The sequence below is a fragment of the Brevundimonas sp. FG8 genome (genome assembly GCF_057808845.1).
This window is the reverse complement of record NZ_JBMDIU010000007.1, coordinates 19,936-37,291: the sequence shown is the minus strand read 5'-3', so window position 1 is coordinate 37,291 and position 17,356 is coordinate 19,936. Positions and strand designations below refer to the sequence as shown.

Sequence of the window (17,356 nt, the reverse complement as noted above, 5' to 3'; positions counted from 1 at the left end):
CATCAGTCCTGCTTGTTTGCATGAGCCAACTTCCCCCTCACTTTGATCGGCACGAATGAACACAGGTACGCGGCAGTCACCCCGACGGCGACCGCGATCCCGAAACTGGCGACCGGGAAGGTCCCGCTCAGCCCCAGAAGCCCCATCGAAAGGATGGTGGTCAAGCCGGCAAGGAAGACCACGAGCTCCTTTGACTCCCCGTCGGTCTCTTTCGCCTCGAACAGGAAGACCGAATGGTCGATGCCCACGCCGATGACGACGAACAGCGCCGCGACCGAGAAGAAGGACACCGGCATGCCCAGCGCCGAGGGCAGGGCAACCGCCATCAGCACGCCGACGGTCGGCGCGGCCAGAATAGCGAGCGCGCGCCAGGTCCGGTACAGCACCAGAACCAGAACCGCGCAGGCGGCGAACGTCGCCAGCACCGCGCCCGCCGCCAGTCCGCGGAAGGTGGCGAAGGCCTGGGTGTAGCGCGCCGTCGGGTCGACCACGCGTGAGCCTTCACGGTCTTCCTTCGGCTGGTTCACGGCCGTCGGCCCCAGCGGCGCCACGAGATAGTGCAGTCCGCCGGCCGAGCCTTCCAGATTGGCGATCAGCGGCGGCAGGGCAGGGGCGGGAACGGTCGTGGCGAACGCATCAACCGTTGTCAGGCCCAGATCCTGCGCCCGGGCGGCGAGGCGGGGCTCGAACAGTTCCGTGCGCAGGCGCGCTTCGTTTTCGGCGCGCCGTGCGTTCGACGGGTCGAAGCGGCTGACCGCGAGCACATCGCGGGCCGCATCCGCCGGCCAGCCGGCCAGCCGGGCTTCCTCGCGACGTCGGGCCTCCTGTGCGTCGGCGCCGAAGGACAACAGGAACTGAGGCGAGGAGCTGAAGCCCACGGCTTCGCGCACCTTCGCCTCCTCGGCGGACAGCTGGGCCGATCGCGGCTGGAACTGGCGCACGTCGTCCAGCACGTTGAAGCGCACCACGCCCGCGCCGACGGCGCCCAGCACGATCAGCAGGCCGACGACCGAATAGGCGCGCTTCCAGCGGAAGGCGAGGAACGGGCGCTCCAGCCAGTTCCACCAGGCCGTCAGCTTTTCGGCGTTCTTCCTCGGCTTCGGATCGAGGTACGGCAGGAGGGTAATGGTGAACCACCAGGCCGTCAGGATGCCCGCCACCGAGAAGACCGCCACCTGATTGAAGACCTCGACGCCGAACAGGCCCAGCCCGGCGAAGCCCAGCGAGGTGCTCAGCGCACAGACGGCCAGCGGACGACGGATGACCTTCAGCCGTTCCTTACGGCTGGCCCAGCCTGTCTGCGGACCGGTGGCGAGGTAGTGCAGCGCATAGTCGGACGTGACCCCGATCAGGGCCGAGCCGAAGACGAAGACCAGCACATGAACGCTGGGGAAGAACAGGAAGGCGGCGCCCAGCGACCCCGCGGCGCCCGCGGTCGTCACGGCGAAGGTGCCCAGAATCGCGTGCGGCCGCCGGAAACAGGCCAGCAGCAGGGCGAGGATGACCACGCCGGAGATCCCGGTGATCAGGGCCATCTCGTTGCGGGTCTGCTTGGCCGCGTCCTCGGCGAAGAAGACGACCCCGGCGCGCGACGCCTCGACGCCCGGCCAGCGGCCCTGCCAGCCGGTGAAGGTCTCGGCGATCCGGTCCTGTACGTCGATGCGGTAGGCCGACGCGGTCAGCACGCCGGACACCAGAACCGAGTCCCCGATCTGTCCGCCCGAAGGCGGCGCAAGGCATTCGGCCAGTTGCAGGGTCAGAAGGAACGGGTCCTTCTCCAGCATGCCGCCCGAGACCGGGGCCAGGGGGGAATAGAGCAGAACCTGCGACCGCCGCTCGACCGCCGCCGCGTCGAAGCTCGCCGGGTCGGCGCTGCACGACAGCTGGTTGCGGTTGGCGAACATCCAGCGGCCCAGCGCCTCGCCCTGGGCGTGGTCCGGCGCGAAACCGGCGGCGACGAAGCTGCGCTCCAGATCGGCGGCGGCTTCCTGCGCGCGGGTCGGGTCTTCGGCCGATACCAGCACGGCGACCCGCTGCGAGGCCGTGGTTCCGGCGTCGGCGACGGCCGCCCGGATGACGGGTTCAAGCGCGGTGCGCGGCAGCAGGTTCTGGATGTCGACGTCGAAGGCGTTGGGCTGCTGCACGCGCAGGCCGATCGAAACGCAGGCGACGAGGCACCACAGCGCACAAAGAACCGCCGCCCCGATCCGGAACAAGTCTTATCTCCGGGCCGGGGTAAGCGCGATTTGCATACGGTCGCCGTTGGCCTGCAGCACCTCGACGGAGTTGACCCGTTCGCAGCCCGAGATGTCGATGGACGAAAGCTGACGGGCCAGCGCCGGGGCGCGCGGCGTCAGGCGCAGACGCCAGCTGCCGCCCGGTCCCGCCGGACGGCGGGTGATGTTGTAGTGACGGCGCATGGCCGCGATGTCGCCCGACAGCAGGTCCAGCAGGCCGGTCGACAGGAAGGCTTCACCGCCCTGGGCTCCCATGCGCTGGGCCGGCCCGTTCTCGACCGACTGGGTCACGCCGGACGGCGTGATGACGGTGCGGACGTCCAGCGGGTCGGTGACGTGCCAGTCGACGCGGTTGTCGGTGATCCGGGCCTGACCGCGCGACACCAGCGGCGCGCGCACGCCCGACAGGTTCCGGGTCTGGACGAAGTTCAGGGCGCCGCGCTCGGCGGGCAGGCGTTCGGGGTTGGCGCAGGCGGCCTGCGCCGGCGTGACCGTCAGCCAGCCGGCGACAAGAACGGCTCCAAGCGCGCCCGCAACACGGGCGGCGTAACCCAGAGCATTTCCTGCGTGTTGATGCGCAACGCGACCTGGGACGAACTGGCTCGCATCACCCTCTCTCCGGTTGCCTCGTTCTGAACCAGATAGGTGATCCGGAGTATGCTCTCCCATTCGACAATCCCTGCGGTGATCTTCACCGGCTGATTCAGCCGCATCGGCCGAATATATCGCATCCGTAAGTCAATGATCGGCCAAGCGAACCCGCTCTCGACCATCTCCTCATAGCTGTACCCAATCCGCTCCATCACGGCAACACGACCGAGTTCGAGGAACCGGGGGTAGTTGCCGTGCCAGACGATGTTCATCGGGTCGAGGTCGAAGAACTGCGGGACCGCGGACGCCGATGCGCTGACGATGGTTTTCACGCCTTCGTTCCCGCGTCCTCCGCCCAGTCGAGCGGGATGTCGCGCTCGGCGATCCGGGCGGTCAGGGCGACCAGTCGGCGGTCCAGCGGCGTGTCTTCCTCGATGAAAGGGACCGCCTCGACAAGAGCGGTCATGCCGGGGCCGATCATGTCCTCGGTGATCTCGCCGGACTTCAGTCGCAGGCGCAGGGCCTGACCGCAGGCGACCATGTGGGCGGCGGCGACCTGTTCGGTCAGCTCCAGCACCCGCAGGGCGTCGCGCGCGGCGATGGTGCCCATCGAGACCTTGTCCTGGTTGTGACACTCGGTGGAGCGCGAGAAGACGCTGGCGGGCATGGTGCCCTTCAGCGCCTCGGCGGTCCAGGCGGACACGCCGATCTGCAGCGCCTTCAGGCCGTGGTTGATCGCGGCGCGGGCGCCGGTCGCGCCCGACAGATTGGGCGGCAGGCCGTTGTTGCTCCGCACATCGGCCAGCAGGGCGAACTGACGGTCCAGCAGGTCCGCCACGTTGGCCACGAGGTTCTTCAGGCTGTCCATCGCGAAGGCGATATGGCCGCCGTAGAAGTGGCCGCCGTGCAGAACGTCGCCAGTCTCGGGGTCGAACAGCGGGTTGTCGTTGGCGCTGTTGATCTCGATCTCGATCATCTGGCGGAACGGCTCGATCATGTCCTCCAGCACGCCGACGACGTGCGGTGCGCAGCGGATCGAATAGCGGTCCTGCAAACGGGTCGGCGCGTGCAGTTCGGCGAACGGCGCCAGGTCCTCGGCCACTCGCGCGGCGAACCGGCCCTGACCGCTGTGCGGCTTGGCCAGCGACAGGCGCGGATCGAAATGCTTCGGATTGCCCAGCAGGCCGATGGTCGCCATGGCGGTCAGGCGGGCCGACAGGCGCGCCAATCCTTCGGCGCGATGCAGGGCCAGCGCGGCCAGACCGGTCATCACCGACGTCCCGTTCATCACCGCCAGCCCTTCCTTGGGCCGCAGGACGATGGGCTTCAGGCCGGTCTGGGCGAAGGCCTCCGACGCGGTCATCACCTGACCCTTGTACAGCACGTCCCGCTCGCCGATCAGCGAACCGGCGATATAGCTGAGCGGCGTCAGGTCGCCACTGGCGCCGACCGAACCTTCCGCCGGGATCAGCGGCAGGATGTCGTGGCGCAGCATGTCGGTCAGCAGAGTCGCCAGATCGGTCGAGATGCCCGACCAGCCGCGCAGCAGGGCGGCCAGACGCACCGCCATAACAGCGCGGGTCTCTTCCGGATTCAGGAAGCGGCCCATGCCGACGCCGTGGAAACGAGTCAGGTGCAGGGGCAGTGCGGCGACCAGTTCGGCGGGGATTTGCGTCGTGCAGCTGTCGCCGTAGCCGGTGGTCACGCCATAGATTTCACCATCCCGCGCCAGCAGGGTGTCGATGTGGTTCGACGAGCGGGCGACCCGCTCCAGCGCAGCCTCGCTCAGGCGCGCGTCCGCCTCGCGCCGGGAGAGGGACCAGACCTCGTGTACGGTCAAATCCCGGGCGCCAAATTCAACGATTTTAGTCACTTATGCGGTTCCCCGACGCATCCCCAACGTCAGGCCAATAAGCATAGAAATTGAACCATTGGTAGGGCGCCGCCAGCACCAGTTTTTGCAGTGCATCAACATAGCCACGCACCAGTTCCTGCAAGGCGGCTTGCCTCTGTCCCCGGGGGATGGCGACCCCGTCGTTCAACAGGGAAACCTGCGCCCGGTAACGACCGTTCAACTTATAGCAGAACATCGTATAGACAGGGCATTTGAGGGCTGTCGCCAGCACGAACGGGCCTTCGGGGAAGGCCGCCGGCGCGCCCAGAAAATCGGCCATGATCGCCCGCCCGGTGTCGGTCACGGGCATGCGGTCGGCCATGACCACCACCCACTCGCCGCGCTCGATGCAGCCCGAAAGCGCGGCCGCTGTGGCCACATTGAACGCCGAAACCTGCACCAACGAAATCTGACTTTGTGGCGCGTAGCGCTGGATCAGGGCGTTGTACCGCTTCGCGTGCGGGGAATGGATCAGGATGGTGATGCGGCGCTTCTGGTGTCGCGAGGCGATGGCCCTGACGATCTCGGTGGCGCCGACGTGGGCCGACAGCACCAGTGTCCCGCGTTTGTCGTTGCGCAGCTGCTCGAAACCGTCACCCTCGATCTCGTCCACCTGCAGTCGGTCGATGCGACCGATCCAGGCCTCCATCTTGTCGATGAGGGATTCGCCGAAGGCCAGGAAATGCCTGATGGCCTGCGGGTGCCCCGGACGATCCGTTCGCCCCTGCGCCTTCCAGACCCGACGCAGGTAATCCAGCGACGCCAGCCGCTGCCGCCGTCCCGCCAGATAGAAGTACAGAATCACCGGCGTCGCGACGATCCGGCAGCCTGTGCGGCCCAGGACGCGATAGATGAAGCCCATCAGGGCCGGGCCCCAGGCGGCGCCACGCTCTCTCATGTCGGCCCAATGCCGCCGGTCTTCCCCCGCAGTCGCCACAACCCCTCCTGATGACAGGGGGGTCTTATATCGACGGCCGCCCTCGACAGGCAATGTGACCGGACAATCCGCCGCTGGTTCCCGCCTTGACGGTCACGGTGTTCGACTTCAAAGCTCGGGCTCCGGGCTGGGGGGACTGGCCGCGCGAATACAGGGTGCCGGCATTCAGGACGACGTCTTCCCCGCGACCCCGTCGCCCCCTCTGACCCCGGCGTCCGTCCCGGTCGGGGACGATGGCTTCATCACGGTGTCCGACCTTTTCTACCGGCATCGCGGTGCGGATCGCGACGCCCTGTCCGACGTCTCGTTCACGGTGCGGCGGGGCGGCTGCTTCGGCCTGCTGGGGCCGAACGGCGCGGGCAAGAGCACGATGTTCGGCCTGCTGACCGGCCTGTTGGCTCCACAGAAGGGCGAGATCAGGATCGACGGCCTGTCGATCCGCCGCGATCTCAAGGCGGTGCGCCAGATCGGCGCCTTGGCGCCACAGAATCTGGCCTTCTATCCGGACCTCACGGCGCGCGAGAACCTGTCCTTCTTCGCCGGCGCCTGTCGCCTGTCCAGCGCCGTCTGGCGCGAGCGCTTCGCCGCGGCCGTCGAGACCTGTCAATTGCAGGACCTGCTGGATCGCCGCGCTGAAACCTTCTCGGGCGGGGAGAAGCGGCGGCTCAATCTGGCCATCGCCCTGCTGAACGCGCCGCGCGTGCTCTATCTCGATGAACCCACCGTCGGCATCGACGCGCGTTCGCGCCAGACCATCATTGAGGCCATCGCCGCGCTGAAGGCGGAGGGCGTGACCGTCATCTACACCTCTCACTACATGGAGGAGGTCGAGGCGCTGTGTGACCACCTCGCGATCATCGACCGCGGGCGGGTGCTGGCCATCGGCTCGAAGGCGGAGGTGCTGACCCGCTACGCCCACGGCGCGCTCGAAGTCCGGCTCCTGTCGCCGGTGTCGGCGCAGGGCAGGGCGATCCTGTCGGAGGGCGGCGTCGTCTGGGCTGATGATCTGACGCTGACCCTGCCGGTGTCCGACGCGGCCGGTCCCGCCGGGGCCTTCGCCCTGCTGGCCCGCGCTGAGGCGCAGGTCGCACAGGCCGCCTATGGCGTGGCCCGGCTCGAGAAGGCCTATCTGGCGATCCTCGATCAGGGAGCGGCGTCATGAAGCGCTCCGCCCTGATGGCGTCCTTCGTCAAGGAATTGCGGTTGCTGTCGCGGGATATCCACGGCCTCGCGCTGCTGTTCATCCTGCCCCTGACCTTCATCCTGATCATGTCTCTGGCGCTTCAGGACATGTTCGAGACGCGCGGCGGCGCGGGCGTCGCCGTGTTGTTCGTCAATCGGGACGGCCAGGAACAGTCACGGGACTTCATCGACCGGCTGAAGGCCAACGACGCCTTCGACCTGCGCGCCGTGTCGGTCCAGCCGGGACCGGAGGCCGCCAAGGCCCTGCTCCGGACCGAGGACGCGGCCTTCCTGCTGGACGTCGGGGCGGGCTACGAGACCCGCATCGCCGAGCTGTCGTCGGACGATCCGTCCCCGCTGGTCACTGTCACCACCGCCGCCGACACCAATCGCCAGATCGAGAAAATCTTCGTCGCCGCCGTGAACGAGGCCGTCGGCCGCCAGCGCTCCGAACGCATCCTCGAACGCGTCGGCTACCCCATGCCGGAGAACGAGAAGCGCGGGACCGGCGGGCGGGTCGCGGTCAACTACGCCTACGCCGATGCGGGCCATGACGCCGCGCCCAGTTCGGTCCAGCAGAGCGTCCCGGCATGGCTGGTGTTCGCCCTGTTCTTCGTCGCCGTGCCCTTCTCCAACAGCTTCATCCGTGAGCGTCAGGTCGGCGCCCAACGCCGGCTCCGGACGACCAACATCGGCCCGCTGGCCCAGTTCTTCGGCAAGCTGATCCCCTATTTCGGCATCAACCAGCTTCAGGTCGTCCTGATGCTCGCCGCGGGGGTCTGGCTGGTGCCGCTGCTGGGCGGTGATGCGCTCAGGATCAACGGCTCCCTCCCGGCCCTGATCGCCCTGTCGGCGGCGCTCAGTATCGCCGCGCTGGGCCTGGCCTTGCTGATCGCGGTCAGCGCCCGGACGACCGAGCAGGCGACCCTTCTGGCCGGTCTGGGCAGCATCGTTCTGGCCGCCATCGGTGGGGTGATGGTGCCCAAATTCGTCATGCCCGAGGTGATGCAGCGCATCGCCGAGCTGTCGCCCATGTCGTGGGGCGTCGACGGTTTCCTGGCTCTGCTGCTGAACGGCGGCGACGTCGTGGACATTCTGCCTGAACTCTTCAAACTGACCGCCTTCGGGGCGGTCGCCATGGTCCTGGCCCTGGTCCGTTTCCGCCTTCGAGAGTGAGCCCGATGACAAGCCCGATGGACCACAACGAACTGGTCGAGGCGCTGAAACGCCTCATCATCGAAGAGTGCGACAAGGATATCGACCCCGCCGACATGCCGGTCGATGAACCGCTGATGGGCGGATCACTGGATCTCGATTCGCTCGACGCACTCCAGGTCAGTCTGGCGATTCAAAAGCAGTACGGCGTGCGGATCGAGGGCGGGCCGGACGGACGCAAGGCCTTCGCCAGTATCAATGCGCTGGCTGACTTCATTATCGCCGCCAAGGCCGCGCCGCCCGCATGAGCCGAAGCTATTTCGTCGGGGCGGGGCTCCACACCTGCCTTGGACAGGACGTCGCCGCCAATGTCGCGGCCCTGTTCGCGCCACCCCCGGACGCCGCGTCCGTCCCGCTTGAGGCGGGCGGACTGCGCGCGGTCGTGCCCGCCCTGCTGCTCAAGGATCGACCGCTCGTCGATATCGAAAACCGGCTAGAACCGGTGTTGGAGGCCGTTTGCGCCGAGGCGATCGAGGCCGCCGGCCTCACCGCCGCGGAGCGCGCCGACACGATCCTTCTGCTCGGTTCGTCGTCGGTCGATATCTCGCGGTCCGAGGCGATCTATCAACGCGAACTGGCTGAAGGGCTGGACGCCCATCCGTTGACCCACAACAACAACCTCGGCCGTCTGGCCGAGCGGCTGCGTCGCCGTTTCGGTCTGGGCGGCCCGGACTACACCGTTTCGACCGCCTGCACGGCCAGCGCCAACGCCCTGATCTACGGCGACGCCCTGATCCGCAGCGGCCGGGCCGGACATGCGTTGGTGGTCAGTTCCGAGAGCCTGAACATCATCACGGCCATGGGCTTCCAGGGACTGAACCTGCTGTCGAAGACCGGCACGATGAAGCCGTTTGACAGCGCGCGCGGCGGACTGGTTCCCGGCGAGGGCTGCGGCGCGGTGGTGGTCAGCGGCGGCAAGCGGCATGGGAACGGGGCGGGGGCCTTGGCGAGCTCGGGCTTCCACCTGCGCGGCGCCGCCAACCTTTGCGACATCTTCGGCATGTCCGCCGCCAACCCGGACGGCAGCACCGTGCTTGAGGTCATCCAGCGCGCCCTCGCCTCGGCGGGCGTCGAGGCCGGACGCATCGCGGGCATCAAGACCCACGGCACCGCAAGCCTGCTGAATGACGAGGCCGAGGCCGCCGGCATGGCCCGCGCCTTCGGGACCGTGCCGCCGCTCTGTGCGCTCAAGCCCTTCATCGGCCACACCTTCGGCGCCTGCGGCCTGAATGAACTGATCCTGTTCTGCGCCCTGCTGGAGCAGGGGTATTTCCCGGCCGTCCCGGGCGTCTGCGCCGAGCCGGGCGAACTGGGGATCAGCCTGTTCCAGACCCCGCAGCCCATGGCGCCGGGCGTCTTCATGCTCAACTATTTCGGCTTCGGCGGAAACAACACCTCGCTCGTGATCGCGAACGTCGATGACTGAAGTCCTGATCCACGCCCTGGGCGACTATTACGCCCCCGTCGAAGACATCCCGCCGGACCTGCGCGCCCTGCTGACCGCCGAAACCGGCAAGCCGGTGCGTCGGATCGGCCGCTTCATCCAGTCGGCCCTGATCGGCGCCGCCCGCTGCGTCGGCGCGGAGACCCCGCCTGCCGAAACCGCCGTCTACATGGCTTCGCGCCGGGGCGATCTGGAGGTGACGCTGGAAGTGATGGAGCCGCTGTTCAAACACGGCGAACCGCCCAAGCCGCTCAGCTTCATCAACACGGTGTCGAACGCCGCCTGCTTCTACGTCGCGCGCCATTTCGGCCTGCATGGACGCAGCTGCTTCCTCAGCAACACCCACTTCAGCTTCGAGACGGCGCTTCAGCTGGCCCTGCTGGATATCGAGACGGGGCTGGTCAGCTCGGCGCTGGTCGGTTCGGTCGATATCGCCACGGGGCCGATGGAGGTGCACCGCCGCCGCCTGCGGCTGGAGGACGGCACGCCGGTCGCCGAGGCCAGTCACTGGCTCTGGCTGCGCGCGGACGGACAGGGGCCGTCAGCCCTGCGTTCGGTCGACTTCTTCGCGGACCGCGCGGCCCTGTCCGACTGGCTGGCGAAACAGACGCTGGACCCGGCGCGCACCGTCTTCAACCGCGGCCAGTATCTGCCGTCGGATGAGGTCGCGGGCGTGATGCGTGAGGCGGGGCTGAGCCGCCTGACCGACGCCGCCGACGGCCGCGCCTGCTACGACAGCCAGAGCGTCGGCGCCCTGGGCGACTTCATCCGCGACGGCGACGCCGAGGTGCTGCTTCAGGTCAACGCCAACGACAGCGGCGGCTATGCGGCCATCCTGCTGGAGGTCCGGCGCGGTTAAACGTGCCGGAGGCTCTTCCAGACGGCCAGTTCCCTGTCGGCGATGCCGTTCAGGATGGCGTCCAGCTCGTGCACATCCATCTGCGCCCGCCCCCGGCACATCTTGCTGGCGCGCAGGGCGAACCGCCGCCACTCGTCGCCCGCCGCCGTCAGTTCCTTCGCTGCGTCGGCCAGCGCGGGCTGGCCCAGCAGGCGGCTCGCCTCCTGCAGGAAGGACGCATAGATGAAGCGGAACCCGGCCCCGCCGGTCCCGATCTCCTCCTGCATCCGCACGATGTGGCCCAGATAGAGCGGCAGGTAGGTGTCGCGGTTCGCATCGCGCGACAGCTTCACGATGTTCCGCCCCAGGAAGCGGATGCCCTTCACCCCGGCGATCGGCACCGGGGCCTGCATCGTTTTGGCGTTCCAGCGGATGGCCTTGGGGATTTCGGTCGCGTAGTCGACCTCGCCCGGTGTGCCGGTCGGGTAGTACATCAGCCCCTTGGGCTCCATGTCGCCCTTGGCGAAGCGGGCGCGCTGCATCGAGGCGCGATCACAGCGGACGGTGGTTTCGAACAGCGGATCGCTGACCAGATAGTCGTCCCCCTCGCGCCCGTAGACCACCAGATTGTGGGCGTTGAAGTGAAACCGCATCTGCTCCGGGAAATAGGGCAGCCAGTAGACGCAGGTTTGCAGCCCGACCGCCCGCCCGGCGTCCAGCGCGGCGTCCAGCGCCCGTTCGGCCTCGGCCGGGTCGCTGAACCGTGTGCGCTCCCAGCGCATGCCGACGCGCCTCTCGACGCCCTTGATGATGTTCCCCGGCAGCATCCGGTAGGCGATCAGCGGCATCCCGGCCAGCTTGATGATCGGCATGTAGGCGAAGGTCAGCGAGGCCGACAGACCAAAGGCCATCGGCTCGCTCATCGGCAGGCCGTGGTGGGTCAGCATGTTCGCGACCACGCCGCTTTCGCAATGCGCGGACTGACGGTGGTGGAAGTCGCTCATGGGCTCAGGCGTCCGGCGCGGCAGGGAGGCTCCGGAGGTCCTCGACGCTCATGCCGAGCACCTCTGCGTAACGGTTCAGGATCGTGTCCGGCAGGCGGGCGAACACGGCGGGCTTGAAGTGGCGCGAGGTCCGCCAGCGCCAGAAGCCGGTGGCCGAGGCGAAGCTGGCCCGGTCCATGCGGCGTCGATACATATGGTACTCCAGCGGCGCGGTCAGGCCCGCCTTCGCCCGTTCCCATGCATCGTCCCGCTGCTGGTTCAGCACCTCGACGGCGGCCAGCGTGGCGTAGGATTCCACATCCCAGCCCAGCGACTGAACCTCGGTGTAATCGCCCTGTTCATCGACGGCGTAGAACAGCTTGCGCTGTCCCGCGTGGGTCAGGGATGGGTCTTGCGGGACCTCATCGGTCTTCATCGGTCAGCCCTGCACCACGGTCAGGTGCATGAAGCTGCCGGAGAACCGGCCGCTTTCCGGCACCCAGCACAGCAGGCGATGACCCGGCTTCAGCCGGCCGCTGGCCAGCAGTTCGTCGATCATTACATAGATCGAGGCCGAGCCGGTGTTGCCGCGCGTCGTCAGATTGGTGAACCAGCGCTCCTGCGGGATGTCGAAATCGACGTTCAGCATCGACTGGTACAGCCGGTCGCGGAAGAACTCCGACGAATAGTGGGGCAGGAAGAAATCCACGTCCGAGGGCTTCAGGCCGCGCTTTGCGGCCATGCCGGGCAGGGGCTTCTCCAGCGTGTAGCGCAGGACGTTGTCGTTCAGCAGGCGCACGTCCTGCTTGACGGTCAGAACGGATTGGGCGGCCCGTTCCTCGGCCGTGAACTGGGCCCAGCCGGTGATGCTGCCGTCCTCGTTCTTGACCCCGCCCATGTACATGCAGGTGTCCATCTCGCCCGAGAAGGAGTGCAGGTCGATCCAGTCCACGCGCAGGTTCAGCGCGCCCGCTCGCGCCTCCGGCTCCAGCAGCAAGGCGCCCGCGGCGTCCGACAGCATCCAGCGCAGGAAATCCTTCTCGAAGGCGATCTCCGGGTTATCTTCCAGCGCATCCACCCGGGCGTCGATCTCGGGCGTGAAGTTGGCCGCCGACATCACGGCCGAGGCGGTTTCCGATCCCGTCGCCACCGCCGCGTCGGTGTCGCCCGCGGCGACCGACAGCCAGGCGTACTTCAGCGAAGCCATGCCGCTCATGCACACGCCTGCGGTCGAAACCGACTGAACGTCCTGCAAACCCAGTTCACCCTGCACCATGGAGGCGTGACCAGGCATGATCTGGTCGGGGTTGGAGGTGCCGCACGCCAGGCACTCGACAGCGTCCAGATCGGTATCCAGCAGGCGCACGGCCTCGGCCGCCAGCTGGGCGTTGGTGTGGGTCGGCTTCAGCGTCTCGGGGTCGATCGCATAGTGGCGGCTCTTGATGCCGTTCGAACGCAGGATGGTGCGGCGGGCGCGCGACGGACGCGGCCCGACCTGCCCCAGAATCCGCTCCATGTCGTCATTGCCCACCGGGGCGTTCGGCAGGAAGGCGGCGGTACGCGTAATGTAGACGGAACGGGTCAAGAGGGGCTTTCCATCAGTTGCATGGATTCCCCGGAGGGAGCGGCGAAATAGGCCCGTTGACGGGCGACATGGGCTTTCAGGAACGGCTTGAGCAGCGCCTTGATGATGGCCAGCAGCGGCACGACCGTCAGGATCAGGGTGATCAGGAACAGCACATAGATCACGATGACCAGCTGACGCAGGGCCGACGACGGCGTGCCGGTCGCGCGCAGCAGCTTGCCCCAGATCATGAAGCTGCGTTTGGCGGTCTTCTCGGATTCGATCAGGCCCTCACGCACCGTCACGGCGCCCAGACCGCCCAGCATCGGGGTGTTGTCCTCACGCTTGCGCTTCGGCAGGGCGGCGGCGATGGCGCGGCCGAAGCGGGCGCATCCGGCGACATCCTCCTTCGACACGCCGGCTTCCGGGATCAGCCCGTTCAGGAACGGGCCCTTCTTGCCGGTCAGCATCCACATCGGGGTCGAGACGAAGGTGAAGGCGCTGTGCGCGCTGTCGGTCAGCACGATGTTGTCGACCAGTCGCCCGCCCAGTTCGCTGATCAGCGTCTTCATCCGCTCCTGCGCCATCAGCCACATGTTGCGGCAACCGATCAGCGTCACGACGGGCTTCCCGGCCAGCAGCTTGCGCGCGCCCTCGGACTTCAGGAAGGCGATGGTCGGCAGGGACGGGGACAGGAACCAGACCTGATAGGCCAGGATCACCAGATCATAGTCGGCGTCCGGATCGACGCCGGGCGCCTCCGCCGGTTCGACGTCTTCATAGACGGTCTCGGGGAAGGTGTTGAAGAAGCGGAAGAAGGGCCACGGGAAGGGCCAGGGCTTGTTCGGCTTGAGCTCGGAGACGGTGACCTCGATGTCCGCGTTCGCCCTCAGCGGCGCGATCGTCGCATCGACGATGTCGGCCAACTGTCCCGTCTGCGAATAATAGACGACCAGCACCTTGCGCATCGTGAGCGTTCTCCCCCGAGAGTCACATAAAACCCTACAACCACTCCACCGGCGCCTGCGGACGGGTGCGGTTACGCTCGCGCGGGGCGAGCGTTTTCCACGTTATGCCAGTGCAAACTGACCTGTAGCGAGAATTTCGTCCCCGACAAAGGCACGAAAACTGACCTTGTCGTCACGAATTTCGGCCCACTCCACGCTCAGCTTTTCTCCGGGAGCCAGCATCCGCTGGAATTTGGCCTTCCGGATCCCGCGCAAGGGCCTGTCCGGCGACAGTTCACGCCAGTCGTCAGCCAGAAGATCGAGGATCATCACGCCCGGCACCAGCGGATTGCCCGGAAAGTGTCCCGGCAGGGCAGGGTGGTCGAGGGGGACGGACAGCGCCGGTTTCATCAATCGCTCACTGCTCGCCAACCACCGTGGTCAGGTTTATGGAACGGTCAAAGACTTGGCAAGCAAGGGGGGCTGCCTTGACCATGGCGACCACGGGGGCGTCTGGCGCACCGATTCTGCAAGGCGCCGAACTGCATCGGCTGGTTCCCCACGACGGGGCCATGCGCTTGTTGGCGCGGGTGTTGAAGGTCGAGGGCGCGGCTATCCTGTGCGAGGCGGATTCGCATCTGTCCGACGACAATCCCCTGCGCTCGCACGACCGCCTGCCGATCACCGCGGGCATCGAGTATGCGGCGCAGGCCGCCGCCATCCACTCCTCTCTCACCGGCGACAAGGCCGAACCGGGGCGTGGCGGCAGCCTGGCGGTCCTGTCGAACATCAACTGGCATGTGGACCGTCTGGACGACATCAACGGCCCGTTGCGGGTCGGCGCCACCCAGATCGCGCGCACCGGCGCCGCCTTGCAGTACGAGTTCGCGCTGGAGACGGTCGGCGGCGCCGTGCTGATCGACGGCGTCCTGATGATCGCCCTCGCCTGACTTTCGGCCTGACCTCCCGGTTCCCATCCCCGCGACACGACGATACCCTTGCCGACAGAAGGGGCTTAAGACCCCTCGGCGCCCGGAGTTTCCTGCCCTTGCCATCCGCTACGACAATCTCGCTTGACGTCATGGGGGGCGATCAGGGGCCGCCGGCGATCATCGGCGGGGTCCACGAGTATCTGAAGGGCCACGATGGCCGGAACCTGCGCTTCCTGCTGCACGGGGACGAGACCGCCATCCGCGCCGAGATGGCCCGGCTGAAATTGTCGGGCGGGAACATGGACATCCGGCATACCGACAAGGTCATCCCGATGGGCGAAAAGCCCGCCCAGGCCTTGCGCCGGGGCAAGGGAACCAGCCTTTGGAACGCCGTTGAGTCGATCCGCGCGGGCGAGGCCCACGCCGCCGTCTCCGCCGGAAACACCGGCGCCATGATGGCCATCTCCAAACTGATCCTGCGCATGGCCGTGCCCGCGCTGGAGCGCCCGGCCATCGTCGCCAATTGGCCGACCGCGCGCGGCATCAGCGTGGTGCTGGATGTCGGCGCGAACATCGACTGCGGCGCGCGTCAGCTGGTTGAGTTCGCCATCATGGGCGAGTCCTTCCACGCCGCCGTCCATGGCTCCACCCGCCCCACCATCGGCCTGCTGAACGTCGGGTCAGAGGACAACAAGGGCCATGACGAGGTGCGCGAGGCCCACCGCATCCTGCGCGAATGGGGGCAGGGTCTCGACTATCGCGGCTTCGTCGAGGGCGACGACATCGCCAAGGGAACGGTCGACATCATCGTCACCGACGGCTTCACCGGCAATATCGCGCTCAAGACCACCGAGGGCACGATCCGCTTCCTGCTGACCCTGCTCAAGGAATCGCTGACCTCCACCACCCTGGGCAAGGTCGGCGCCCTCATGGTGAAGCCCGCCCTGCGGACCATGGTCCACCGCATCGACCCGGGCCGCTACAACGGCGCGCCTTTGCTGGGCCTGAACGGTCTGGTGGTGAAAAGCCACGGCAGCACCAACGCCGCCGGTTTCGCCTCGGCTATCCGGGTGGCGGTCGATCTCGCGCGCAGCGACTATCTGGCCAAGGTCGCCGCCGGTCTGGAGCGACTGGGCGACATCATGGAAGCCACGCCGGAAGAGGCGCCGGTCAGTCAGCCCGTCGGCGCCTGATCGTTTCTCAACACCGGCGCCGCCGCCAGGATCGCCTGACTGCGATTGTTGACCTGCAGCTTCTTCAGGATGGCCGAGACGTGCTGTTTCACCGTGCCCTCCGTCAGATTCATGTCACCCGCGATCTGCTTGTTCAGCTTGCCGTCCACCAGTGCCCGCATGATCCGCAGCTGGGCCGCTGACAGGGTCGAGATGCGACGGTGGAAATCGACCGCCCTCGGGTCCGGCTCGACATTTTCGGGGAACAGGGTCTCGCCCCGCAGGATCGCGCCCACCGCGTTCACCAGCGTCTCCACCGGTTCCGACTTGGACAAATAGGAGTCGACCCCGAACGCCCGCGCCATTGACAGCGAATGATGGTCCGTCCGCGCCGAGACAATGGCGATCTTTCCGTCCGGCAGGATCTGCTGAAGCCGTAGCAGGGCGCTGAAGCCCTCGGCATCGGGCAGCATCAGGTCCAGCATCACCAGCTTCACCCTAGGCCCATGCAGGCGGACATAGGCGTCCGCCTCGGTCGCCGATGTCACGCGGCCCACGTCCAGATGGGGATAGGCGGCCTTGATCGACAGCTCGAAGGCCTGTCCCACCAAGGGGTGGTCATCGACGATCAGAACGATCCAGCGCACAGCTGATCCTCCGATATCAACCTTGGCTATACGCCAATTCGCACGGTCAGATTGCGAGTGTGAGTCCTAACAGCAGGTTTGCCTACCCGAAAACTGACCATTTTTGCGGGAGCGGGATTCTCGTCTCAACCTATAACTTTGGTTCGATTTGCACCATTTCAGCGGGGCGGGTTGTGGACCTGCCCGCCGATCAGGATGATTTGGACGCCAACGCAGACGAGGCCCCTCGTCGTTGGAGATCGAAAATGATCAAGTCGCTTGCCGCCGCCGCCGCCCTTCTGACTGTCGCTATCGCCGCCCCGGCCATGGCCCAGTCGGCGTCCACCACGGGGACGGGCTCCATCACCGTCATCCGCCCGCTGACCATCACCAAGAACGCCGACCTGAAGTTCGGCACGGTGGTGCGCCCCTCGACCGGATCGGGCACCGTGACCGTCAGCGCCGCCGGCGCGCGTTCGGTGGCCGGCGGCGTCGTCGGCCTGAACTCGGGCGACACACCGCAGGCCGCCCAGTTCACCGTCGACGGCGAAGGCGGCCAGTCGATTTCGGTCACCATCCCCGCGACCTTCTCGATCGCCAACGGCACGGACACCCTCACCGTCACCACCTCGAACAACCTGACCGGTTCGGCCGCCGCCCAGACCCTCAGCAACGCCCTGGGTTCGGCCGGTTCGCTTAGCTTCCGAGTGGGCGGAAGCGTCCCGGTCGCCTCCACCTCGCCGACCGGAGTCTACACCGGCGCCTTCACCGTTTCGGCGGCCTATAACTGATCG

The 17,356-nt window shown here is 67.1% G+C and carries 19 protein-coding genes; 8 read left to right on the top strand and 11 right to left on the bottom strand.

Annotated elements, in window-relative coordinates; translation table 11 throughout:
* Positions 1-2: 2 nt before the first annotated feature.
* The 5 genes from ACODRV_RS12545 to ACODRV_RS12525 form a co-directional block, all read right to left on the bottom strand.
* Positions 3-2,216: an MMPL family transporter gene (locus ACODRV_RS12545; protein WP_488908540.1), complete on the bottom strand. Its 2,214-nt coding sequence runs from the start codon at positions 2,214-2,216 to the stop codon at positions 3-5.
* 3 nt (positions 2,217-2,219) lie between these two features.
* The gene (locus ACODRV_RS12540) at positions 2,220-2,669 is read right to left on the bottom strand and encodes an outer membrane lipoprotein carrier protein LolA (protein WP_255431461.1); all 450 of its coding nucleotides are present in this window, start codon (positions 2,667-2,669) and stop codon (positions 2,220-2,222) included.
* A gap of 62 nt (positions 2,670-2,731) precedes the next feature.
* On the bottom strand, positions 2,732-3,160 hold the full coding sequence (locus tag ACODRV_RS12535; protein WP_205750748.1) for an acyl-CoA thioesterase: 429 nt from the start codon (positions 3,158-3,160) through the stop codon (positions 2,732-2,734).
* The gene (locus ACODRV_RS12530; RefSeq protein WP_488908539.1) at positions 3,157-4,668 is read right to left on the bottom strand and encodes an HAL/PAL/TAL family ammonia-lyase; all 1,512 of its coding nucleotides are present in this window, start codon (positions 4,666-4,668) and stop codon (positions 3,157-3,159) included. Before ACODRV_RS12530 ends, ACODRV_RS12535 begins: the two co-directional genes overlap by 4 nt.
* Positions 4,669-4,693: 25 nt before the next feature.
* Positions 4,694-5,620 carry a lysophospholipid acyltransferase family protein gene (locus ACODRV_RS12525; RefSeq protein ID WP_141627316.1) on the bottom strand — a complete coding sequence of 309 codons (927 nt, stop codon included), beginning with the start codon at positions 5,618-5,620 and terminating at the stop codon, positions 4,694-4,696.
* A 286-nt stretch (positions 5,621-5,906) separates the two neighbouring features.
* On the opposite strand from ACODRV_RS12525, the gene ACODRV_RS12520 reads away from it, so the two are divergent.
* The 5 genes from ACODRV_RS12520 to ACODRV_RS12500 are packed head-to-tail and all read left to right on the top strand — an operon-like array spanning position 5,907 to position 10,359.
* Positions 5,907-6,821, top strand: a complete 915-nt coding sequence (locus ACODRV_RS12520; protein ID WP_168196844.1) for an ABC transporter ATP-binding protein — start codon at positions 5,907-5,909, stop codon at positions 6,819-6,821.
* Positions 6,818-8,017, top strand: coding sequence for an ABC transporter permease (locus tag ACODRV_RS12515; protein WP_141627314.1), 1,200 nt, complete (start codon positions 6,818-6,820; stop codon positions 8,015-8,017). The genes ACODRV_RS12520 and ACODRV_RS12515 overlap by 4 nt, the downstream gene beginning before the upstream one ends.
* Positions 8,018-8,034: 17 nt before the next feature.
* Complete coding sequence (locus tag ACODRV_RS12510; RefSeq protein ID WP_141628339.1) at positions 8,035-8,304, top strand: phosphopantetheine-binding protein; 270 nt, start codon at positions 8,035-8,037, stop codon at positions 8,302-8,304.
* On the top strand, positions 8,301-9,482 hold the full coding sequence (locus ACODRV_RS12505) for a beta-ketoacyl synthase N-terminal-like domain-containing protein (RefSeq protein ID WP_488908538.1): 1,182 nt from the start codon (positions 8,301-8,303) through the stop codon (positions 9,480-9,482). The genes ACODRV_RS12510 and ACODRV_RS12505 overlap by 4 nt, the downstream gene beginning before the upstream one ends.
* Positions 9,475-10,359, top strand: a complete 885-nt coding sequence (locus ACODRV_RS12500; protein ID WP_141627312.1) for a beta-ketoacyl synthase N-terminal-like domain-containing protein — start codon at positions 9,475-9,477, stop codon at positions 10,357-10,359. The genes ACODRV_RS12505 and ACODRV_RS12500 overlap by 8 nt, the downstream gene beginning before the upstream one ends.
* Here the strand turns inward: ACODRV_RS12500 and darH are convergent.
* The 5 genes from darH to ACODRV_RS12475 all read right to left on the bottom strand — a co-directional run bounded on the left by darH (position 10,356) and on the right by ACODRV_RS12475 (position 14,243).
* Positions 10,356-11,342, bottom strand: a complete 987-nt coding sequence (gene darH, locus ACODRV_RS12495; protein WP_488908537.1) for a BtrH-related acyltransferase DarH — start codon at positions 11,340-11,342, stop codon at positions 10,356-10,358. The genes ACODRV_RS12500 and darH overlap by 4 nt on opposite strands.
* A 4-nt stretch (positions 11,343-11,346) precedes the next feature.
* Positions 11,347-11,757 (bottom strand): DarG family dialkylresorcinol biosynthesis protein, encoded by a 411-nt coding sequence (locus tag ACODRV_RS12490; protein ID WP_488908536.1) that lies wholly within the window; start codon positions 11,755-11,757, stop codon positions 11,347-11,349.
* Between the two features lie 3 nt (positions 11,758-11,760).
* Positions 11,761-12,906: a beta-ketoacyl-ACP synthase III gene (locus ACODRV_RS12485; RefSeq protein ID WP_488908535.1), complete on the bottom strand. Its 1,146-nt coding sequence runs from the start codon at positions 12,904-12,906 to the stop codon at positions 11,761-11,763.
* Complete coding sequence (locus ACODRV_RS12480; protein ID WP_488908534.1) at positions 12,903-13,853, bottom strand: dialkylresorcinol condensing enzyme; 951 nt, start codon at positions 13,851-13,853, stop codon at positions 12,903-12,905. The genes ACODRV_RS12485 and ACODRV_RS12480 overlap by 4 nt, the downstream gene beginning before the upstream one ends.
* Before the next feature lie 102 nt (positions 13,854-13,955).
* Entirely contained in the window at positions 13,956-14,243 is a 288-nt protein-coding gene (locus tag ACODRV_RS12475) for a 3-hydroxyacyl-ACP dehydratase FabZ family protein (RefSeq protein WP_141627308.1), read from the bottom strand.
* A gap of 83 nt (positions 14,244-14,326) precedes the next feature.
* Here ACODRV_RS12475 and ACODRV_RS12470 point away from each other — a divergent pair, with 83 nt between their 5' ends.
* Complete coding sequence (locus ACODRV_RS12470; RefSeq protein WP_488908607.1) at positions 14,327-14,782, top strand: hotdog family protein; 456 nt, start codon at positions 14,327-14,329, stop codon at positions 14,780-14,782.
* A 98-nt stretch (positions 14,783-14,880) separates the two neighbouring features.
* Positions 14,881-15,957 (top strand): phosphate acyltransferase PlsX, encoded by a 1,077-nt coding sequence (plsX, locus tag ACODRV_RS12465; protein ID WP_488908533.1) that lies wholly within the window; start codon positions 14,881-14,883, stop codon positions 15,955-15,957.
* On the opposite strand, the gene ACODRV_RS12460 is transcribed toward plsX, so the two are convergent.
* A complete protein-coding gene (locus tag ACODRV_RS12460; RefSeq protein WP_141627305.1) occupies positions 15,939-16,583 on the bottom strand; it encodes a LuxR C-terminal-related transcriptional regulator in 645 nt (214 codons plus the stop codon). The two genes, plsX and ACODRV_RS12460, sit on opposite strands and share 19 nt — an antisense overlap.
* Before the next feature lie 245 nt (positions 16,584-16,828).
* Here ACODRV_RS12460 and ACODRV_RS12455 point away from each other — a divergent pair, with 245 nt between their 5' ends.
* Positions 16,829-17,353: a DUF4402 domain-containing protein gene (locus tag ACODRV_RS12455; protein ID WP_141627304.1), complete on the top strand. Its 525-nt coding sequence runs from the start codon at positions 16,829-16,831 to the stop codon at positions 17,351-17,353.
* Positions 17,354-17,356: the final 3 nt, after the last annotated feature.

Coding starts and splice junctions, on each gene's coding strand:
- ACODRV_RS12525 (WP_141627316.1), bottom strand. CDS start 5,620: ATGAGAGAGCGTGGCGCCGCCTGGGGCCCGGCCCTGATGGGCTTCATC.
- ACODRV_RS12515 (WP_141627314.1), top strand. CDS start 6,818: ATGAAGCGCTCCGCCCTGATGGCGTCCTTCGTCAAGGAATTGCGGTTG.
- ACODRV_RS12510 (WP_141628339.1), top strand. CDS start 8,035: ATGGACCACAACGAACTGGTCGAGGCGCTGAAACGCCTCATCATCGAA.
- ACODRV_RS12505 (WP_488908538.1), top strand. CDS start 8,301: ATGAGCCGAAGCTATTTCGTCGGGGCGGGGCTCCACACCTGCCTTGGA.
- ACODRV_RS12500 (WP_141627312.1), top strand. CDS start 9,475: ATGACTGAAGTCCTGATCCACGCCCTGGGCGACTATTACGCCCCCGTC.
- darH (WP_488908537.1), bottom strand. CDS start 11,342: ATGAGCGACTTCCACCACCGTCAGTCCGCGCATTGCGAAAGCGGCGTG.
- ACODRV_RS12490 (WP_488908536.1), bottom strand. CDS start 11,757: ATGAAGACCGATGAGGTCCCGCAAGACCCATCCCTGACCCACGCGGGA.
- ACODRV_RS12480 (WP_488908534.1), bottom strand. CDS start 13,853: ATGCGCAAGGTGCTGGTCGTCTATTATTCGCAGACGGGACAGTTGGCC.
- ACODRV_RS12475 (WP_141627308.1), bottom strand. CDS start 14,243: ATGAAACCGGCGCTGTCCGTCCCCCTCGACCACCCTGCCCTGCCGGGA.
- ACODRV_RS12470 (WP_488908607.1), top strand. CDS start 14,327: ATGGCGACCACGGGGGCGTCTGGCGCACCGATTCTGCAAGGCGCCGAA.
- ACODRV_RS12455 (WP_141627304.1), top strand. CDS start 16,829: ATGATCAAGTCGCTTGCCGCCGCCGCCGCCCTTCTGACTGTCGCTATC.